Origin of the sequence: Hydrogenoanaerobacterium saccharovorans, from assembly GCF_003814745.1 — a bacterium.
Taxonomy (GTDB): domain Bacteria; phylum Bacillota; class Clostridia; order Oscillospirales; family Ruminococcaceae; genus Hydrogenoanaerobacterium; species Hydrogenoanaerobacterium saccharovorans.
Map to the genome: position 1 here is coordinate 1254088 of NZ_RKRD01000001.1, position 19951 is coordinate 1274038.

Below are 19951 nucleotides of genomic sequence, written 5' to 3' on the forward strand. Positions count from 1 at the left end.
TAGGAAAGTGTCGATTTAAAGATTGAAGATAATTATGAATATCCGATGAAATTCGGGGAGGATAGATTATGAAACGATATTTAGCTTTCTTTTTGGCACTGGTTTTGGTGTTTACCGTTCCCGATGCAACGTTTAAAACAATGGCAGCCATTACATCCAATGTACCCGAAGTAAGGTTTATAGGCAGTGAAACAGCAACGGCTGCCGACGTAATCGAGGGTAACGGTGCAGAAGTGTTTATAGGCACATCAACCCAGTATACCATTGGTGAACCTCCGTTTATTATTCAAGATAAAAGCGGTACAGCTGTAACAGATAAAATTATCTATAATAACGCTACAAAAAGCTTTAGCACCCAAAAAGGCGCTGCAGGTTCAGGCATGGCGTCGTATTCCATAACAGCAAACTTTTTTGCCATTACTGCTACAGGCACGGCATTAGAGAGTTGGAACGGCGGCGCTATGGCAATCGACGTAACAAGCCAAAGCCGTATGGCAATCCTTGAAAAGAGTAGCATCAAAATTAAAGCAAAAGATGAGGAAAGCAACGAAGGCAACGTAATCTTTGAGGTTGTGGGTACGCCTACGGGTGCTTTTTCGCGCTATGTTTCCGGTGCAACGATATCTGGACAAAGAGTACCAGATGGAAGAGACCCTAAGCCACTTGAGGTGAACTTTTGGGATGGCAGCTCTGGGAGCCAAAAAACCGACATCAAACTGCTGCTTTACACCAAACAAGGTACTGTAATACCCAATTCTGATCCGGAGAAAAAACAATATAAAGTTACTAAAGACACTACCTACGAAATTGTATTCAGCACGGCTCCATCCAACCCGATGATTTTGCGTGTGTGGACTGCGAAAGCCGCTGCGGATCAGCTCGCAAAAGCGGTAGTAAACGATATTACAAAAAGAAACTATGTTATACTCAATAAAAATGATGATTACAGTTGGATTACCACCGATTTTAAACTGGCAACCGAGGTGCCGTATTTTGGTGCAAAATTTGATATTGATTGGGTATGGGAGCCCAATAAAGACGAGTCCTACGGAGCTGCGGCAATTGAAAAAATTGATAACGACGGCAGTACCGATGATCAAAACAAATTAATAAAAACGACACGTGCAAAGGTGCATAAGCAAGAATCCGATGTAAAAGGCATGCTAAAAGCCAAAATTACATGTCTTATCGACGGAAAGCCAGTTTTAGATGATAGCGGCAAGCCGGTTGAGGCGCTAGCAGACGTACCAATTATAGTAAAAGGCAAGGGCAGACCTGCCTATATTAAACTGCTAACACAGCAAGTTGGCGGGCAAGACCCTACCGACATTGCGCCCAAAGACCCCGATAAAATTGAAAATATACCTAAAAATATGGATGTTTACGATAACTCGGTGTCCGGTGCAGACAAAACTAAACTCCCTTATCGTTTTTATTCCACCATGTATATGGGCGAAAAAAATGCAGCTGCTGAGTATGTCATTATTTCTTGTGATGACCCCGAAGTACTGGATTTATTTTTAGATGGGCAGCCTGCTGCTTATGTTTACAACACCAAGGTTAACAACCCTAACCCTAAGGGAGTTGGCAGCCTTGACCTCGAAATCGTAGCTGCGAAAGAGGGTAGCACACGCATCGTCTTCGATTTTTATTGCAAAGGCTTTGGCGGTAAGATAGAAAAATACCAAACAATTACAACCCCCATTATTTCTGTGCAAGACTCAACACCGCGTAAGGATGCTACGCTTGCATCGCTTACCATGCGCCGTAATAACAGTAAGCTATTTGGTTTGATAGAGGGCGAAGAGTTCGATTACGGTTTTTCACCGGAAAAAACCCAATATCAGGTAGAAGTCCCTTTTAGAGATACAGACCAGGTAACTTTAACCCCTGTTTTAAATGATAAAAAAGCAGACAGAAATATAAGCTACGAAATCATTTATGAATATAACAGTGATACTCCGGTTGTGGATTCCGGCAATCCAGGCAGCCCATCTACGGTTAAAAGCGGAGACAAAATTACAATTAAGTTGCCTAACGAGGGCGATACTGCTACAGTCCGCCTTACAACTACGGCACAGAATCCATCCATAAAAATGATTTATAAACTTGAAATTACACGAGCTTATAAGAGTATTGATTCAACACTGAAAGAACTAAAAGTTTCAGACAGCAATGATAAGACGATGAAAAATTTGCTGACAGGCTTTAAGGGCGATAAAACAAGCTATGAAATATCTGTGCCATACAGAGTGAAGCAGGCACTGGTTGAGGCTACCCCCAATTTTATTGAGGCAAAAGCCGAAATAATCAGTCCCGAAGCAAAAAAAGAAAATTTATTCAGCAAAACTGAAAATTTAATTGACTTAGGGTATGGTGAAGGTGTTAACCCTACCAATATTAAAGTGTTGGTCACGGCGGAAAACAGCGACTATAAAACCGAATATCAAGTTGCGGTACGTCGGCTAGACCCAAGCACAATTGCTACGTTGGACGATTTGGTTATCACAGATAATGCCGAAAAGCCCATACCTTTTACGCCAAAGTTCAACAAAACTACTTTGGTTTACGAAATGAACATCCCCTATGCTACCGATAGCATTAAAATTAAAACAAAACCTACCGACAACACCGTCAGTTCCATTCAGGCAAGAGATATTCACAAAAGTAGCGATGAGCAAAAACAATGGGTAGACCTTACACCGGATGTTCTTTCGGCAAAAATACCTGTGGATTGCGGTACAGATGAAAAACCGGCATTTACTATTCCAATCAAAGTGACGGCAGAAGACGAAAAAACAGTAGTCACTTATGAGTTGGAAATCGTAAGGGAATTGCCGAGCGATGAAGCTGCACTTGCTTCGTTGGATATTGTAGATCAAAACAAAAAGAATATCGAATACGATTTTTATCCCGACATTATGAAGTATACCGTTCCAACCGCTTATGAGTCGGAAAGTGTTATGTTTACACCAAAGGCAGTTTTTGCTACACCGCACGAAATTACTATAAACGGCAAAAGAATTAAAAACGGCGAGCAAAGCCGTGCCTATAAACTGGAAAAATATCCTAACATAACAAAGTTTGAAGTTAAAGTAACAGCCGAAGATCAGAAAACAGAGAAAACTTATCTCTTGGATATTGCCAGAGCGAAACCCAGCTCCGATAACCTGCTGAAAAGTTTAGCAATAACAGGGCTCAAAGAGTTTAAGCCTGTTTTTGTACCAAGCAAACAAAACTATAAAGGCTCTATTGCAGATGGAGGTAAATCGGTTGTTGTGACTGCTACAGCCAATCACCCCTATGCAATTATTAAAATTAACGGCAAAAAAGCTGAAAGCGGCAAGCCCTTTGAAGCAATTGATGTTGTAGAGGTCGACAGCGAAATCAACATCGAGGTTATCGCACAAAACGGTACGGATAAGCGCGTTTACAATGTGAAATTGACCAACGAAAACCTAATTGATAAAAGCAGTAATGCCGACCTACGCAGCTTAGAAGTTAAAGAAGGCTACATGTCGCCCGAATTTAAGCCATCTATTTCCACATACGAAGTATCGGTGAAAGATGAGACCTCGTTTGTCGATATTATTCCGCGTGCCGATGACAGAATGGCGAAGGTTCGAGTGCTGGCGGGTACCAAAGAAATTGGTGATGACGACGGAGATTATTCTGAAGCAATCGAAAACGGCGAGAATAATTTTACCGTTGAGGTTACATCACCCGATAAAACTAAGGTGAAAGAATATAAAATCAATGTTTTCCGCGGTGATGAGGAAAAGCAAGGCTTGCTAAAACCCATTACGCCGGATATAATTGATTTTAAAGGTTCCGACAATATTGTAGTGGATATTACAAAATACCCAATAGTATCCGCTGAAGTATTCAACGAACTCAAAAAGTATCCGAAAAAAGTAATTACTTTTGTGGGCAACGATTATTCATTGCAGTTTAAAGCGCGTGATATCAAAAAGTTGATTCCGCATGAAAAAGTGTACGACTTTTCAATGGCGTTTACTTCGCCGGATGAAGATGCGATTTACGATATTATGGATGAAAAATCAGCAAACGATAAGCTGGAACCGGTTATGGTCTATTTTAGGCATCATGGTCAGTTGCCTGCGCCTGCTGTTTTTACACTAAGTCTTGGTCAAAAATATAAGAACAAAAAATTGTATTGGCATTATTATAACAAAGAACGTGATAGAATTGATTATTACGGTTATTTCAATACCAATTCAAAGGGTACATTTGCTGTTCAGATAGACCATTTTTCAACCTATTTTATTACAATAAGAATTGTAGCTGGCTCAGAAAATAAGAGTGGTGCAAGCGGTAAAGCAAGTGACAATATCGGTAATGTAAGCCGCATTAATCCAGATACAGGTAAAAATTGCGGAAAGATGAATACAGGAGGAAATCAGCCATGAGAAAAGTCTTGATTTCTGTTCTTGTTTTATTAGTACTTGCTGCAGTTGCAGCGGGCGCATACATTTTTATGGGTAACGCGCCTGCTGCTGAACAGCCCACAGAACCTGTAAATGTTGTGTTTAATGATATTCGCGGGCCGATGGTGCCGACAGGCTCAGAGGCAGATGATAGCTTTTACGAGGTGTCTCTTGCCTTGCAGCATGCCTACGGCCAAAATGAGGATACTGTTGGCTGGCTGCAAATTCCCAACACAGATATTAACAACAGCGTGCTGCAGTCCAATAACAACATGTATTATCTGCGGCGAAACGAAAAGAAAGAGGACGATATCTACGGATGTTACTACACAGATTACGCGTCCGAATTCGAAAGCAGACAAGCACTGTCTGCAAATACGGTTATTTATGGCCACAGCGATTTAAAGGATAACCCGGATGGGCCTCGATTTTCGCAGTTGTTTCGTTTTGCACAAAAAGAGTTTGCCGAAAAGAACCGCAGCATATTCTTTTCTATCCCCAGCGAACAAATGGAGTGGCAAATCTTTGCTGTATTCTATACCGATTTGGGCTTTGAATATATCAACCCCGATTTGGATGGAGGCAGTTTGACTGCAATGGCAAACGAGGCAAAGGCACGGTCTCTTTACGATTACGGAGTTTCTATCTATCCCAACGATAAGATACTTACCCTATCTACCTGCAGCGTTAAATACGGCGAGCGCCGTGACCAACGTTTTGTTGTTATGGCAAAACTGCTACCTGCCGATAAAAAAGCGGAGGAGGCAGAAGAGTTAAAAGATAATCCAAACCCGAAGCAGCCTGATTTTGCTTCGGAAAAATAAAGGGGGAGAATCATGCTGTACAATAATATAGAGTTTAAAGCAATGCAAAGCAGTCTGGACGCTCTTTGGATGAAGCAAAGAGTTATCAGCGACAATATTTCAAATTATGAAACTCCTGGTTATAAAGCAAAAACAGTCACATTCCAAAATGTGCTCAGTGATGCAGTGCGTTCAGAAGGCGGTAAAGGTAAATATCATTTTCAAGCTACAGTTGATGCAAATTCGGACACTTCTTCTCGTCCCGACGGCAACAATGTCAATATGGAAAAAGAAACAATCGAGTTGTGGAAGACCTATGCACAGTACTCATACTTGTCTCAAAAAATGACAGGCCAGTTTAAAAATATTCGTTACGTCATCAATCAGGCAATGAAATAAGGAGGTTAAAAAATGGGGTTTCTTAATTCGTTAAATATTGCAGGTTCAGCACTTACAGCTGAGCGCTTTCGTACCGATATTATTCTTCAAAACTTGGCAAACAGTTCAACAACAAGAACAGAGAACGGCGAGCCTTACCGTAGAAAACAGGTTGTTTTTGAAGAGAGAGGGATGACTTTCGGTAAAAGCCTTGAGCGAGAAATGGATAAAATCAATTCGGGCGGTGTAAGAGTAGCTGAAGTTATTGAAAGTCAAGATCCGTTTATTCCTGTTTACGATCCCACTCATCCTCACGCAAATGACGATGGCTATGTTATGATGCCAAATGTAAACAGAGCAGAAGAACAAGTAGATTTAATGGCTGCAACAAGAGCATACGAAGCAAATACCACTGCCCTCAATGTGGTAAAAGCAATGGCCCTTAAAGCACTTGAAATTGGTAAATAATACACAATAATAAAAAAACAGATTATACAATATAATCTGTTTTTTTGATTTTATTAAAATAATTTTGTTTATTAGTGAAAAATTGTGAGAGAATTTGTAAATTACAAAATATTTTTGTAATTATTTACATTTACAAAATTTAACTATATAATCCATAAAAAATTAACAATATTCATAAAATATGTATAATACATACATTATTTTGGCGATATCTAAGAGAAAATAAAAAATAAATGTATATATTGTGGCTATATTTAAAATTTTTTTTTACATTTTTTTATTATTTTTATCGACAAATATTGACACTTGCTGTTTTGTGGTTTATAATTTCTTTTAACAGCTATTTTTGTAAATAGTATAGACAGCTTAGTGCGCACATAATTTGTATAGTTTTCAGGTTTAGGCATTGCGTCCATGAATTCTTATATCAGTAAATCAATTTTAGATTTGCTTAAAAAGTGCACACGAAAAATATTTGAAATTAGAAAAAGGCAGGATTAACGAAAGTTAATTGCGCAAAGCTATAGGGTCTAAGTTCTTCGGAATATGACAGCCAGTTACCTACATACTTCGGTACTTATATACATTGTAAGTGCTTATGTTTGGTATGCACTGTTTTAGAATGAAAGAACTTGCCTTATATCTTCTAAATAATTAAGTAAGGATATTAGGTGGGGAAATGCAAATGAATATGTATCGAAAAAAGAAAAGTTGATTATTATCGTAATAAAAAATTATTATGATAGTGACAACTTTTTTCTTTGTTTTTTTTCATTTGACGAATTTTTATTACTTCAATATGGAGGAATAGTCATGTTTATCGTACCAATCTCTCAAATGCCGTCGATTGAACCCATTCAAAAAAGTGCGGCTCAGGTTACACAACCCGAAAACGGTGCAGGTATGCCGTTTAAGCAAATATTTGAAGAAGCGATTAACAATCTGCGCGAAACACAAGCACAATCTAACGAAGATGCATATAGGCTTGCTATGGGGCAGGCGGATGATCTTCATACCGTGGTAATAAACTCAGAAAAAGCTGCAACAGCGTTAGAGCTTACAGTTCAACTTACATCTCGAGCTGTTTCGGCGTATAACGAAATTATGAGGATGCAGATTTGATACGAGCTCGTAGCCCTGCGTTATTGTTTTTGTCAAAAGACAGAAACACAAAATACATAATTGATAGTTTGGGTGAAATATGGTTGAACAAGTAAAAAAGGGAATTCATACAACAAAAGAATACTGGGCAAAGCAAACAAAAAAGAAAAAGATAATTCTTGCTGGGTCTGCCGCTGGTATTATTCTATTTGCAATCATTGTTGCTGTTCTGTTTAATTTAGCAAATGTTCCCTATAGTGTTTTATATCCGGGAATGAGCCCAGAAGAAAGTGCAGAGGTTTTTGCAGCGCTGCAAAGCAGATCGGTTCCTGTGCAACGCAACGCTGAGGGCGAAGTATTGGTGCCAAAAGACCAGGTAGGTAATGCAATGTTGGATATGGCGGCACTGGGTTACCCGAAAACCACATTACCTTTCGATATTTTTTCTAACAATGCCGGTTTTACAACAACCGAGTTTGAAAAAAAACAATACCTGCTCATGAATTTGCAGGATAGAATCGAAAGAACCTTAAAACAAATGAACGGTGTAAAAAACGCCGTAGTTACACTGAATGTTCCGCAAGAAAGTACCTACGTGTGGGAGGAAGAGAAGAAAAAAAGCACAGGCTCAGTATCACTAAGTCTCCTCCCGGGATACACTATGGCTCCCGAAAAAGTATCTGCCATAAAAAAGCTTGTAGCATCCAGTGTTCCCCAGCTACTCCCCGAGGATGTTACTATCATTGATTCAGAGACAATGAAAGAAATGGCATCTTCAGAAGATAGTAAAGACAGCGGTTTGCTTGGTTTAGAAAGGCTTGGATTTGAAGCCGAAGTTGAAAAGAAAATGGAAGAAAAGGTTCTGAAAGTTCTTTCACTCGGTTATGGTCCGGAGGACTTAATGGTTTCTGCTACGGTGGTCATTGACTACGACCGTATGATAACAGAAAACATGCAGTATGTTCCCGAGACAAACGGAGACGGGATTAAGCAAAAAGTGGATGAAAAATACGCCATGGATAAAAACCAGGCGGCAAAAGGCGTACCGGGTGAAGAAAACAACACCGATATTCCCGTGTATGTCGATCAAGATGGAGACGGAACGCTCGACTACGTAGACTATTCCAAAAATGTTGATTATTTGGTAAGTTACATAAAACAACAGATTGAGAAAGATTACGCTCAGCTGAAAACGGCTTCCATAGCCATCACGGTGAAAGACAGCAATCTTACTCCGCAAAAAAAAGAGGCGCTAATCGAAACAGCTTCCAAAGCTGCTAACGTTGCACCAGAAAATATCTCTGTGAATAACTTTATAATAGATAACGGCAACGCCGTACCCGCAAGTGGCGGAGCAATTAACAAGATCTTGCAGTCTAAACCGTTCTGGATTGCGGGAGCAGTAGCAGTTCTTGCCCTGATTATCACTATCATACTGCTTCTTACCCGCAAAAAGAAGGTTAAAGAGGAAGAAACAACAGAGCAGGAGATGCCTGAAATTGAAATTCCCAAATTGGATGTTTCGGCAATGCAGAAAGAAGTTGACGAACACCGCAAAGCTTTACGTGAGCAAGCTAAGGCGTTTAGCTCGAAAGACAATGCAATAACCGATGAAGTGCGTGAATTCTCTCAAACCAACCCTGAAATTACTGCAGCGTTGATTAGAGCATGGCTGAAGGAGGGCGAGTAGCTGTGGCAGTGAGAACATTAACACCGGTTGAAAAGGCAGCAGCTGTCGTCATAGCATTGGGCGCAGAAAATGCTTCGCAGGTTTATAAATACCTTCATGAAGACGAAATTGAAGTTTTGTCTTTAGAAATATCCAAAATGAGTACCCTGCCTGCCGAGGATATGAAGGAAATAATTGAGGATTTCTACGGACTTTGTGTTACGCAAAAGGTTATGACCGAGGGCGGTATTGAATACGCAAGAGACGTGCTTGAAAAAGCCTTTGGTCAGCAGCAAGCACTTTCGCTGATGGAGCGTGTTTCAAAATCTTTACGTACAAAGGCGTTCAATTTCATCCGCAAGGCAGACTACAAAAGCCTTATGAATATTATTCAAAACGAGCATCCGCAAACAGTCGCATTGCTTTTATCTTATGCCAGAGCGGATCAAGCATCCATGATTATACAAGAACTCCCCAAGGATAAGCGAATTGATGTTGTAGAGAGAATCGCAAAGCTTGATAGAGCCTCTCCCGAGATTATCAACCTTGTGGAAAGAGAACTCGAGAAAAAGTTTGCCGCTATCGTCTCGGTAGATTTGATGGAAATTGGCGGACTCAATTATGTGGCAGATATTATGAACCATGTCGACCGCAGTACTGAGAAAAATATCTTTGATGAACTTAACAATAAAGATCCGCAGCTTGCCGAGGATGTCAGAAAGCTGATGTTTGTTTTCGAAGATATCACGTTCCTCGACAATATGTCGATACAGCGCTTTATCAGAGAAGTCGATACCAAAGACCTCGCGGTTGCGCTCAAAGCCGCAAACCCAGATGTATCTGCAGTTATTTTCCAAAACATGTCGAAGAGAATGCAGGAGACTATTCGCACCGATATCGAGTACCTGCATAATGTAAGGCTGCGTGATGTGGAAGAGGCACAGCAGAAGATTGTTTCCATTATTCGCAGACTGGAAGAAGAAGGTGAACTGGTAATCTCCAAGGGAGGAAAGGATGACATCATTGTCTAAGATTATAAAATCTGTTAATGCGATTGAAGATGGACGAACTGTAACACTCTGCGACGTTGACATTCTTACTTCAAATCTTAAAACAGATGATGCCGACCCTGCTACAAACCATAAGCAAGGCAACTTGGATATCGACGTACAGATTACCCAAATCAAAACAGTAAGCGAATCGATATTGAACCGGGCAAGAGCAGATGCTGACAACCTGATGTCTCAGACCATGGACATGTTGAGTACACAAAGAGAGGCTATGCTGTGCGAAGTAAACGAGCAGGCAGAGCAAATTCACAAACAGGCATATGACGAGGGAAGAGCCGCCGGTATGCTTGATGGGCTGCATTCTTTTGATGAGGAACTTTCGCAAATAAGAGCAGCAGTAGCGCAGTTGCAGGTTAAGCAGAAAGAACAAATTGCTGCATTGGAAGAGTCTATCGTTACGATAGCGCTTGATGTTGCAGAAAAAATCTTAAACAAACGCATTACACAAGATGAAACTGAGATGGAAAGCTTAGTGCGGGCAGCGATAGCGGCAGACAAAGGAAAAAGCCGAATTACCGTAGAATTGTCCAAACAAATGCCGGTGCTTATAGCATCCTTGCAACAAAAACTCGATTCGCTGAAGTGCTCAAACTGTGATGCAATGGAGTTAAAGGCTGCTGACCTCCCTGTAGGTGCCTGTCGAATCGAATCGGAAGACGGTATCATAGATGCATCCATTTGGGCTCAGCTTGAAAATTTAAAAGCCCAGTTAGAAAATATTGATTCTTAAATTTTATGATGATTCAGAAAGTGCGGTGATGGGATGGACCTTTCAAGGGTAAGACAGACAATAAAATCAGCCGACCTGTATACTCGAATGGGACGAATTGATAAGATTGTCGGTATGACCGTGGAAGCTACAGGCCCTGCATGCAATATCGGTGATGTATGCCATATCGAATATCAGGGTGGCACCGCACTTGCAGAGGTTGTCGGTTTTAAAGAAAGCAAGGTTCTTCTAATGCCGTATGAGGAAATTGAGGGAATCGGCTACGGAAGCCTTGTCACAAATACAGGCGATAAATTAAAAATTAAAATGAGCGATGACTTGATTGGCAGAACCGTTGACGCAATGGGCATTCCCATTGATGGCGGACCGCCAATCCAAGCAGATCAATTTTATTCAATTAACGGAACACGCTCCAATCCTATGGACCGCCCCCGAATCGACACGGTCATTCAAATGGGTGTCAAGGCAATAGACGGAATGCTCACCATTGGCAAAGGTCAAAGAATGGGAATATTTGCAGGCAGCGGAGTTGGCAAAAGTACATTGATGGGTATGCTTGCAAAAAATGTAAAAGCCGATGTAAACGTAATAGCACTGGTAGGCGAAAGAAGCCGTGAGGTTGTGGAGTTTATTAAACGCGACCTTGGCGAAGAAGGCGCCAAACGTTCGGTTTTGGTGGTTGCAACCTCCGACCAACCCGCTATGATGCGAGCAAAGTGTCCGCTTACCGCAACAACCATTGCAGAGTACTTTAAAGACCAAGGGAAAGATGTACTTTTGATGATGGATTCCCTTACCCGTTTTGCAATGGCACAGCGTGAGATAGGGCTCAGTATTGGAGAACCCCCTGTTGCACGTGGATATACACCATCCATCTACTCTGCAATGCCAAAATTGCTGGAGCGTTCCGGTAATTTTGAAACAGGTTCCATTACCGGTATTTATACCGTTTTGGTAGAGGGCGATGACTCAAACGAGCCAATTTCCGATACCGTTCGCGGCATTATAGACGGCCATATCATGCTGTCTCGAAAAGTAGCCATGAAAAATCATTATCCTGCTATCGAGGTTCTTTCAAGCGTAAGCCGTTTGATGAATGATATATCGGATAAAGAGCATAAAGATGCTGCGGCAAAAATCCGCAGGCTGTTATCTATCTACGAGGCAAATGCAGATTTGATTTCTATAGGTGCTTATAAAAGCGGCTCTAACCCCGAACTTGATTATGCAATTACTCGAATTGATGCAATTAACCAGTTTTTACAGCAGGGTGTGGATGAAAAATACAGTTTTGAAGAAACGGTTGAACAAATGAAACAGCTTGTTGAATAGGAGAGGGAACAGTGAAAAAGTTTCAATTTTCCTTAAGCAGAATGCTAAACTTCCGCGAGCAATTGTTAGAGAAAGAAAAGAATTCGTTAAATCAACTTCTTATACAAAAAAACACATTGGATCAACATATTTTAGATATAAAAGAGCAGCTTGAACAAGCAGCAACTCAATTGGAACAAAAAACACGAGAAGGTACAGTTATTACTGAATTGCGGTTGCTGACTTTTACACTCGAAAATGGCAAAAAACAACTTAAGCAATTACATAAAGACCAAATGCTGCTTAATTCAACAGTAGAACTTCAACGTAAATCAGTGGTGCAAGCTTCTCAACAAGTTACAAAACTTGAAAAACTAAAAGAAAAACAGTGGGAAGAGTACCAGTACGCTTTAGCAAAGGCAGAAGAAGCATTTATATCAGAGCATGTCGCATCTACGTTGATTCGACAGACCAATTCTTAAAGAAAAGGTTTGTCCATCATATTAATTTTTGCGAAGGGAGGTGAAGATGATGGATGTAAACATGTCCACACAGGCGGTTACGGCAAGAGATATTGCGGCTGGTAAAGCAGGTGTTTCGGGCGGGCAGAAAACCGGCGAGGCAGGCGGCTTTATGGAACTGATTATGCAACTGTGCGGCTCGGTAAAATGTGGCCAGCAGGTACCTGCGGCACAAGCTCAAGATGGTTTGCTCGAGGCATTTAAGAAAAAGATGACGCAAGAAACACCTACTGATGCATTGCAGATGATTGTACAAATGCTGATGATGAACCCTGAATTTGCAGCAGAAAATTTGCAGATGCCAGAAGACCTTTCTGCAATGACAGAACAGCTTGCAGCAATCGGTTTGGATGTCCCCCAATTAACACAATTGTTAAGTGCGCAGGAAGAACTTTCACCTGAAATGCTCAAGATGCTGGAATCTTTGCAGCAAAGTACACCTGCTTTCACGGTGGTTAAAAGCGAAGAGCAATCTGCTCAGCCGCAAATACAGCCACAGCAGGATGCTTTTGCAGGGCAGAACGAGTTCCAAAATGCAGTAGCCAAGGCACAGTCAATGATAAGCAGCAAAACATCTGCACGTGAAGTAAAAGAGGAGAAACCTCTTAATGTTGAGACCTTGCAAAAAGATGTGGATGCAGGGAAATATCTTGGAGCAGCAGTATCTGCGCACCCGAATGCAATCAGTAGCAATACGACAGTAGAACATGTTGATACCTCAAAAGTACAATCACCGCAAGATGTTTTTACTCAGGTAAAAACAGGTTTAGAGCAGGGAATTCAATCCGGCAAAAGTGAGTTTGTTATTAAACTAAAACCGGAGGGTTTAGGTGAAATAACAGTGCATATGGTATCAAACGGCAGCAAAATTGCGCTGAACATTGTTACCTCAAACACGCAAACAGAAAGGCTGCTCAACAGCGAACTTGTTAATCTCAGAAGCGTTCTTCGTCCGATGAATGCAGAAGTTCAGCAGATAACCAGCCAAAGCAACCATCCATTCGATTCCGCAACCTATCACCAAAGCTTATTCCAGCAGCAACAGCACCAAAGTGCCTATTATAACCGCGGCGGCAAAAACCACCCAGCTTTTCGTCAATTCGAAACATCTGAAGAAAGCGCATTTGTACCGCAGAATAGTTATACGGTTGGCACTTCAGCACTCGATCAATATATCTAGCTGAAATGAGCAATTCTCAGAGAGGAGGAATACAATGGATTATACAAGCGGCGTCTACGGTACAGGTAATAATTCCTACAGCAAGTCAAGAACCAATACAGAACAAGCAAAAGAAGCAAAAAAGAGCGGACAAGCAATTGATGCAGTTTACGCCGACCCAAAAGAAAAGCAGGTTTCTGTAGATAATTTTTTGCAGCTTATGATTGCCCAGCTAAAAAATCAAGATTTTACAAACCCTGTTGATGACACGCAGTATGTTACGCAGCTTGCCCAGTTTGCAACAATGCAGCAGATGCAAGAGCTGGCGTACCATTCAAAATCAAACTTTATGATGTCTTTGGTGGGTAAGGATGTTACGGTTGCAAAGTTATCCTACGGCGGTAAAGTAGATAAAGTGATTGCACCGGTTGAGAAAATTTCTTTTGTTGGCAATGAGTTCAAGATTTTCGTTAAAGGAAAAGAATACAACATTGACCAGCTTATGGAAATTCACGGAACACCAACGGAAGAAAGTAGCAAACCACAGGTAGATCCTTCGAAATACACGATACTTCCCAAAAATAAAACGGATAAATCGGTAGAGTTGGAATGGCCTGTGCCTACGCAAGATGAATTGATAGCCTCTAAGCTCAAATACACCGTTTATTACTCTACCGGCTCTGCATTTGATACGGTGGAAGAAGTAAAATCCGGTATCCGCTTTGGCGAATCAGAGCGCAGTGGTTTAACAAAAGAAATTATCACAGATCTTGAACCTGATACCACTTACTTTATCAATGTTATTGTTAAAGACGGTAACGGCCAAGAAACAGTTTACCAAAAGGCCACAGTTGCCACAAAAAAGAAAGGTGAGTAACAGTATAGGAGGCTGAGACAGGTATGGATCCTCTTTTTTACAACCGATTTACTGTTGTCACAGGTACTCCTCAAACGCCTGCAACTCACGACAATCAACCAAAAACAGGTTCTCAACCAGAGGGAGTATCGTTTCGCGACATTCTGCAGCAGCAGATTAGGGCGAACAGCAGTTTAGAATTTTCAAAGCATGCAGTAAACCGTGTGGTGCAGCGCAATATCGATATCTCTGAAAGCAAAATGGCTCGCCTAAACGAGGGCGTTCGTATGGCAGAAGAGAAAGGGCTTAATGAGCCGCTTATACTTGTAGACTCCACAGCGTTTATTGTAAATGTAAAAAACAATACAGTTATTACAACTGTAAGCAGCAACGATTTAAAAGGAAATGTATTCACCAATATCGACGGTACCGTAATTATTTAGCCGGACCTTTTTAGGAAGCTAAAATTTCATCTTGACTGACTGATGGATGAAACGGTATTCAAAAAAAGGAGAGTAATCAGTATGGTTCGATCCATGTATTCGGGCGTTTCGGGCATGAAAGCCCATCAAACCAGAATGGACGTTATCGGTAATAACATTGCAAACGTTAACACATACGGGTTTAAAGCAAGCCGTGCATCTTTTAAGGATGTTTACTATCAAACTATGAGCGGCGCATCGGCGGGTACAGCAGTACGCGGTGGTACCAACGCAAGCCAGGTAGGCTACGGTTCTAAAATAGGCAGCGTAGATGTTCTGCAAACAAGATCTACCCTGCAGATGACCGACAACGGTATGGATGCCGCCATTACAGGCGAGGGCTTTTTTCAGGTGCAGGATCCCGACGGCAACACCTTTTATACCAGAGCAGGTTTGCTCAATGTCGACTCGGCAGGTAACCTTGTAGATTCTAACGGTAACTTTGTGTTGGGCGTTTCGGGCAGCCCGCTTGGTAAAGCACCTTCCAACGAAAAAATTCAACTGATGATTCCGTCCGTTCCGCCTACCCCTGCAAACGTACAAGAAATCATCAACGGTGTTAAATTTACATTCAATGCTCAAAATTCCACCAAAGACGGCAACGTCACCTTTAACTTTATGACAGATGACAGCCTCCCCGGCGGTGTTGATGTCAGCGTACGTAAAGATGAAATGACATCATCGGCTATAACCGTTCGTGTAAATAAAAATGCCACATTTACGAGTATGGATGATTTTACAGCAAAAATGAACGCTGCAGTCACCGAGGCAAACGGAGGTAAACCTCATCCGGGCGGAAGCTTCAGCATTACTACCGACCCTGCTACAGGGTTGTTCCCGGCTGGGGGATTGACCGGTGCAGAGCTTGTCGGCAAGGATTTTGATGTAAAAATGGGCAGCCTTGTAGGTATTCCGAATGAAGGTATCTTTGGCGGGATGAAATTTAAAGGTACCAGCACCAGCCCGATGTTTGATTCTACCGGAAACATGACATTCGCTGCAACTTACACCTCTCCCGCCACAGCAACCGACCCGGAGGGATGGAAAATTACTGCAACAGATGCCGCCGGTAAAGTCTATACAGGCCATGTCACCACACTGATGACGGGAGCCGGTTCGGTACGTTTAAAGGCAACCGCACCAACAGATGACGGCACTTATTTGGAAATGACTCATCCCGGACTGAACGCCATGAACAAAAAATATAACGCAGATAATGGTAAATTACCCGAAGATCCTATTTCTGGTGGGGATAGTTTTGCTGCTCCGGCAGGTGGTATTACGGCAAACCCCGCTAAAAAATCCAACGACCTTGGACTGATGAGCAAACCCATTGTGCTTGCAAACGGTACAGAGGGCGGTGCGCAAACGGTAGCCGATCTTTCCAGCATCGCAATCGGTGCAGATGGCGTAATCGAAGCGGTTCATCCTGTACACGGCAGGCTTCAGCTTGGCAGGTTGGATATTGTAACTTTTGAGAACCCGCAGGGTCTTGAACAAGTAGGTAACTCTTATTTCTCCGCTACGGGTAACTCGGGTACAGCAAACTACTGCCAACCCGGTACTTCAGGCTCGGGCGCATTGGCTGCAGGTTCGCTTGAGATGTCCAACGTTGACCTTTCCAAAGAGTTTTCTGATATGATCATTACACAAAGAGGGTTCCAAGCGAACTCCAGGCTTATTACAGTTTCTGATGAAATGCTCAACGAATTGGTTAATTTGAAAAGATAATTAGGCAGGTGGCAGCGGCGCACCGCGTCGCTGCTGCAGGTCATTGGAAAAAAACGCTTTTCCAATGACCTGCAGCAGCGAAATTCCAATCTAAAAAGATAATCGTTGACAAGGGAGAATGTGGATATGATTAATCTAACCAAGCTAAATAGCGAGTCTTTTATCTTGAATTGTGACCTCATTGAAAGCATTACAGAAAACCCCGATACTACCATTACACTTATGGGAGGTAAAATTTTTATTGTGCAGGAATCAATGCAAGAAGTAGTTCAAAAAGTGATTGATTATCGCAGAAAAACATTTGGCAATTTTATAAAAAGTATTATTCAATAAACAGTACTTAAAAATGACAAAAGTGCAGTAAAGGATGAAACAATCATGGATTTAATGTCTATTTTGGGTTTGATACTCAGTTTGGGTCTGGTGGTTTTCGGCATGGTTTTTGACCAAGATACAATGACAGTTGTATGGGGAAACCTTTCCGCGTTTATCGATTACCCCAGTATGGCAATCACCTTTGGCGGTACAATTGCTGTTATGATGATGTCTTTCCCTATCAACAGCTTTACCAAAATCGGTAAACACTTAAAAATTATATTCTTTCCAACCAAATATAATCCGGTTCATTTTATCGAGCAAATTGTTGAATTTGCTAAAGAAGCAAGAATGAAGGGTTTGCTTTCGTTGGAGGACAAACTGAACGAAACAGACGATGTGTTTCTGCGCAATAGCTTGATGCTGGTTGTAGACTCGGTAGAGCCTGAAAAGGTGAAAAATCTTCTTGAGTCAGAGCTTGCTTATTTGGATGACCGACATGCACAAGACAGAGCATTTTACGAAAAAGGTGCTGCGTATGCTCCTGCATTTGGTATGATCGGTACTCTGATTGGTCTGGTATTAATGTTGGGATCATTGTCAGACGTCAGTAAGGTTGGTTCGGGCATGGCGGTTGCACTTATCACTACGTTTTACGGCTCCATGCTTTCAAATGTAATTTTCCTGCCGATCTCCAACAAACTTAAGGTACGCCATGAAGAAGAGTACCTTTGCAAAATGATTATTGTAGAGGGAGTACAGGCAATTCAAGCAGGTGAAAATCCAAAATTCATTAAAGAAAAACTGGTGCAATTTCTGCCTGCAGCAGCACTCAAAAAGAATACGGAATTGTCTGGTGCGCAGAACGATGATTCTGCAGAACAGAGTGCTAAGGGTAAAAGAGGGCGTAGAAAATAACCCTGCCGTTACGGCATAAAGGCGGTGTAAAAAATGCAAAGAAAACAACGTGAAGAAGAAAAAACAGACGGATGGTTGAATACCTACGCGGACATGGTTACCCTTGTTCTTACTTTTTTTGTTCTGTTATTTACAATGTCTTCTGTGCAAGAAGACAAATTTAAAGAATTGATTAAAGTGTTTCAAGACCGTATGGGTACTGCTACACAAATTGTATATCAAAACGATGAAAATGGCGGAGAGTTTTCACCCGGCAGCACCTCCGAAAAGCCTTTTACTGCAGACGGTGAGGGAATGATTGAAGAAACAACTGGGCTCCCCGCAACATTTGATCAATTGTACGAATATTTAAAAAAATATGTTAGCGATAATAATCTTGAATCTGATGTTGAGCTTCAAAGAAATGAAAATTTTGTTTATATACGCTTTAATAATAACATTTTTTTTGATGCAGATAGTGCAGTGCTTCGCAAATCTAGCAAAAGCATCTTAGACTACATGGGTGAGTGCTTTAAAAGCATAGAGAAAGATATTCTTGCTATCCGTATCAATGGGCATACCGCATCGGTTCCGAATGTTGAAAACTATAAGGTCAACGACAGAATTTTGTCTTCTGATCGTGCGAACAATGTTGCGATTTATTTTGAGGAACAAAAAATGATTGACCCCAAAAAACTGGTTTCACAAGGCTATGGAAAGAACCAGCCAATTTCGGATAACGATACCCCTGAGGGGAGAGAGAAAAACAGACGTGTAGATATGATGATCCTCAGCAACAATTTTGATATTGCTAATTCCGGTATCGCAGATACCGAAGAATTATATAACTTCTTGCAGGGTAATTATGACATCAGCATGTATAATGACCCACTTGCCCCTGCAGATATATTAATGCCTTCCGAGGCGGAAGAAGCACCGGCTGATAATGTACCAGACGAAAGCAGTCAGCAGAATTAACTACACTACCGTAAGGATGTGACACTGGAAAATGCCTGAAATCTTATCACAAAGCCAAATTGACGCATTGCTGACGAATCTTGGCAGCGGTAATCCTTTAGCATCGCAGGATGATTCCGGAGGTAAACGAATAAAGGAGTACGATTTTAAATCTCCTAAAAAATTCACCAAAGAGCGTCTCAGAACATTAGAAAGCATGCATGAAAATCTGGCGCGCTCCATTACCTCTTATTTTACCAGTATGCTCAGAGAATATTGTGAGGTCAGTGTGCTGCAAATTGAGGAACAGCGTTATTTCGAATACAGCAATGCTTTACCTGAAATCGCGCTGATAGGATTAATCGATCTTAACCCTATAGATCCCAATATCAACGAGGCAACACTGCTAATGGATATGTCCACCTCAATTGGCTTTTTTATGATTGATCGCCTGTTGGGAGGCGCCGGTGAAGGATATGATTTAGATAGAGAATTCACTGATATTGAAAAGACAATTTTGGCATATGTCTATGAAAAATTTGCTCATTTTATCGGAGATGCATGGAGCACTTATATTGATGCAAAGGCAAGCTTCAGCGGGTTAGAGACAAACTCACGTTTATTGCAGGTAAATGCGCAAGAGGATATTGTTGTAATCGTTGTTCTGAATGTAAAAATCAGAAATGTCTCAGGTAAAATAAGCATCTGTATTCCCGCTACCAGTTTGGAAGAAATGTCAGACTCCTTCAGTTCCAAATATATGCGCGCAACCCGTAAGATGGATGCAGATCGAGATAAACAGAGGAAAGAGGTCATCATGAGTTCCATTTTGCTTACCGATTTGGAACTAAAAGCACGCCTCCATGAATTCCCGCTTGAAATGCAGGATATTTTGCAGCTCCAAGTTGGAGATATTATCCCTCTAGATAAAAACATCAACAGCGATATCCAAGTGTTGGTGGAGGATACACCTTGGTTTACGGCGAAGTTGGGCCAAACTAAAATTAAAAAAGCGATTAAGGTTAACAAATTTATGTAAGAACGGGAGGAGTTGT

18 protein-coding genes and 1 riboswitch are annotated in these 19951 nt (G+C 41.4%); all 18 genes read left to right on the forward strand.

The features are described 5' to 3' along the window. Positions 1 to 68: 68 nt before the first annotated feature. On the forward strand, positions 69 to 4430 hold the full coding sequence (locus EDD70_RS05885) for a cadherin-like beta sandwich domain-containing protein (protein ID WP_092752050.1): 4362 nt from the start codon (positions 69 to 71) through the stop codon (positions 4428 to 4430). Next, positions 4427 to 5272 carry a class B sortase gene (locus EDD70_RS05890; protein ID WP_092752048.1) on the forward strand — a complete coding sequence of 282 codons (846 nt, stop codon included), beginning with the start codon at positions 4427 to 4429 and terminating at the stop codon, positions 5270 to 5272. Before EDD70_RS05885 ends, EDD70_RS05890 begins: the two co-directional genes overlap by 4 nt. 12 nt (positions 5273 to 5284) lie before the next feature. Further along, complete coding sequence (gene flgB, locus EDD70_RS05895; RefSeq protein WP_092752046.1) at positions 5285 to 5650, forward strand: flagellar basal body rod protein FlgB; 366 nt, start codon at positions 5285 to 5287, stop codon at positions 5648 to 5650. 12 nt (positions 5651 to 5662) lie between these two features. Beyond that, on the forward strand, positions 5663 to 6097 hold the full coding sequence (flgC, locus tag EDD70_RS05900; protein WP_092752043.1) for a flagellar basal body rod protein FlgC: 435 nt from the start codon (positions 5663 to 5665) through the stop codon (positions 6095 to 6097). A gap of 480 nt (positions 6098 to 6577) precedes the next feature. Next, positions 6578 to 6662: riboswitch (cyclic di-GMP riboswitch) on the forward strand. A 248-nt stretch (positions 6663 to 6910) separates the two neighbouring features. Next, complete coding sequence (gene fliE / locus EDD70_RS05905) at positions 6911 to 7219, forward strand: flagellar hook-basal body complex protein FliE (RefSeq protein ID WP_092752041.1); 309 nt, start codon at positions 6911 to 6913, stop codon at positions 7217 to 7219. Between the two features lie 79 nt (positions 7220 to 7298). Continuing rightward, complete coding sequence (fliF, locus tag EDD70_RS05910; protein WP_092752038.1) at positions 7299 to 8888, forward strand: flagellar basal-body MS-ring/collar protein FliF; 1590 nt, start codon at positions 7299 to 7301, stop codon at positions 8886 to 8888. Continuing rightward, positions 8867 to 9898, forward strand: a complete 1032-nt coding sequence (gene fliG, locus EDD70_RS05915) for a flagellar motor switch protein FliG (RefSeq protein ID WP_092752036.1) — start codon at positions 8867 to 8869, stop codon at positions 9896 to 9898. Before fliF ends, fliG begins: the two co-directional genes overlap by 22 nt. Beyond that, positions 9882 to 10667 carry a FliH/SctL family protein gene (locus EDD70_RS05920; protein ID WP_092752034.1) on the forward strand — a complete coding sequence of 262 codons (786 nt, stop codon included), beginning with the start codon at positions 9882 to 9884 and terminating at the stop codon, positions 10665 to 10667. The genes fliG and EDD70_RS05920 overlap by 17 nt, the downstream gene beginning before the upstream one ends. A 33-nt stretch (positions 10668 to 10700) precedes the next feature. Continuing rightward, on the forward strand, positions 10701 to 11999 hold the full coding sequence (gene fliI / locus EDD70_RS05925) for a flagellar protein export ATPase FliI (RefSeq protein ID WP_092752032.1): 1299 nt from the start codon (positions 10701 to 10703) through the stop codon (positions 11997 to 11999). An 11-nt stretch (positions 12000 to 12010) separates the two neighbouring features. Continuing rightward, positions 12011 to 12460 (forward strand): flagellar export protein FliJ, encoded by a 450-nt coding sequence (fliJ, locus tag EDD70_RS05930; RefSeq protein ID WP_092752030.1) that lies wholly within the window; start codon positions 12011 to 12013, stop codon positions 12458 to 12460. A 46-nt stretch (positions 12461 to 12506) separates the two neighbouring features. Then, positions 12507 to 13679, forward strand: coding sequence for a flagellar hook-length control protein FliK (locus EDD70_RS05935; RefSeq protein WP_092752028.1), 1173 nt, complete (start codon positions 12507 to 12509; stop codon positions 13677 to 13679). A gap of 34 nt (positions 13680 to 13713) precedes the next feature. Then, complete coding sequence (locus EDD70_RS05940; protein ID WP_092752026.1) at positions 13714 to 14535, forward strand: flagellar hook capping FlgD N-terminal domain-containing protein; 822 nt, start codon at positions 13714 to 13716, stop codon at positions 14533 to 14535. 23 nt (positions 14536 to 14558) lie between these two features. Beyond that, positions 14559 to 14957, forward strand: a complete 399-nt coding sequence (locus tag EDD70_RS05945; RefSeq protein ID WP_092752024.1) for a TIGR02530 family flagellar biosynthesis protein — start codon at positions 14559 to 14561, stop codon at positions 14955 to 14957. An 81-nt stretch (positions 14958 to 15038) separates the two neighbouring features. Next, positions 15039 to 16727 carry a flagellar hook protein FlgE gene (locus tag EDD70_RS05950; RefSeq protein WP_092752021.1) on the forward strand — a complete coding sequence of 563 codons (1689 nt, stop codon included), beginning with the start codon at positions 15039 to 15041 and terminating at the stop codon, positions 16725 to 16727. Positions 16728 to 16853: 126 nt separating this feature from the next. After that, positions 16854 to 17060 carry a flagellar FlbD family protein gene (locus EDD70_RS05955; RefSeq protein WP_092752018.1) on the forward strand — a complete coding sequence of 69 codons (207 nt, stop codon included), beginning with the start codon at positions 16854 to 16856 and terminating at the stop codon, positions 17058 to 17060. Positions 17061 to 17105: 45 nt separating this feature from the next. Beyond that, positions 17106 to 17960 carry a motility protein A gene (locus tag EDD70_RS05960; RefSeq protein WP_092752016.1) on the forward strand — a complete coding sequence of 285 codons (855 nt, stop codon included), beginning with the start codon at positions 17106 to 17108 and terminating at the stop codon, positions 17958 to 17960. A 33-nt stretch (positions 17961 to 17993) separates the two neighbouring features. Further along, entirely contained in the window at positions 17994 to 18917 is a 924-nt protein-coding gene (locus tag EDD70_RS05965; protein ID WP_092752013.1) for an OmpA/MotB family protein, read from the forward strand. Positions 18918 to 18948: 31 nt separating this feature from the next. Next, positions 18949 to 19935, forward strand: coding sequence for a flagellar motor switch protein FliM (gene fliM, locus EDD70_RS05970; protein ID WP_092752011.1), 987 nt, complete (start codon positions 18949 to 18951; stop codon positions 19933 to 19935). The last annotated feature ends 16 nt before the right edge of the window (positions 19936 to 19951 follow it).

What these genes read in the sequence shown, in the direction of transcription:
- EDD70_RS05920 (WP_092752034.1), top strand. Translation starts at nt 9,882, where the DNA reads ATGACATCATTGTCTAAGATTATAAAATCTGTTAATGCGATTGAAGAT.
- EDD70_RS05960 (WP_092752016.1), top strand. Translation starts at nt 17,106, where the DNA reads ATGGATTTAATGTCTATTTTGGGTTTGATACTCAGTTTGGGTCTGGTG.
- EDD70_RS05965 (WP_092752013.1), top strand. Translation starts at nt 17,994, where the DNA reads ATGCAAAGAAAACAACGTGAAGAAGAAAAAACAGACGGATGGTTGAAT.
- EDD70_RS05885 (WP_092752050.1), top strand. Translation starts at nt 69, where the DNA reads ATGAAACGATATTTAGCTTTCTTTTTGGCACTGGTTTTGGTGTTTACC.
- flgB (WP_092752046.1), top strand. Translation starts at nt 5,285, where the DNA reads ATGCTGTACAATAATATAGAGTTTAAAGCAATGCAAAGCAGTCTGGAC.
- flgC (WP_092752043.1), top strand. Translation starts at nt 5,663, where the DNA reads ATGGGGTTTCTTAATTCGTTAAATATTGCAGGTTCAGCACTTACAGCT.
- fliM (WP_092752011.1), top strand. Translation starts at nt 18,949, where the DNA reads ATGCCTGAAATCTTATCACAAAGCCAAATTGACGCATTGCTGACGAAT.
- fliG (WP_092752036.1), top strand. Translation starts at nt 8,867, where the DNA reads ATGGCTGAAGGAGGGCGAGTAGCTGTGGCAGTGAGAACATTAACACCG.
- EDD70_RS05890 (WP_092752048.1), top strand. Translation starts at nt 4,427, where the DNA reads ATGAGAAAAGTCTTGATTTCTGTTCTTGTTTTATTAGTACTTGCTGCA.
- EDD70_RS05940 (WP_092752026.1), top strand. Translation starts at nt 13,714, where the DNA reads ATGGATTATACAAGCGGCGTCTACGGTACAGGTAATAATTCCTACAGC.
- EDD70_RS05935 (WP_092752028.1), top strand. Translation starts at nt 12,507, where the DNA reads ATGATGGATGTAAACATGTCCACACAGGCGGTTACGGCAAGAGATATT.
- EDD70_RS05950 (WP_092752021.1), top strand. Translation starts at nt 15,039, where the DNA reads ATGGTTCGATCCATGTATTCGGGCGTTTCGGGCATGAAAGCCCATCAA.
- fliI (WP_092752032.1), top strand. Translation starts at nt 10,701, where the DNA reads ATGGACCTTTCAAGGGTAAGACAGACAATAAAATCAGCCGACCTGTAT.
- fliF (WP_092752038.1), top strand. Translation starts at nt 7,299, where the DNA reads ATGGTTGAACAAGTAAAAAAGGGAATTCATACAACAAAAGAATACTGG.
- fliE (WP_092752041.1), top strand. Translation starts at nt 6,911, where the DNA reads ATGTTTATCGTACCAATCTCTCAAATGCCGTCGATTGAACCCATTCAA.
- EDD70_RS05945 (WP_092752024.1), top strand. Translation starts at nt 14,559, where the DNA reads ATGGATCCTCTTTTTTACAACCGATTTACTGTTGTCACAGGTACTCCT.
- EDD70_RS05955 (WP_092752018.1), top strand. Translation starts at nt 16,854, where the DNA reads ATGATTAATCTAACCAAGCTAAATAGCGAGTCTTTTATCTTGAATTGT.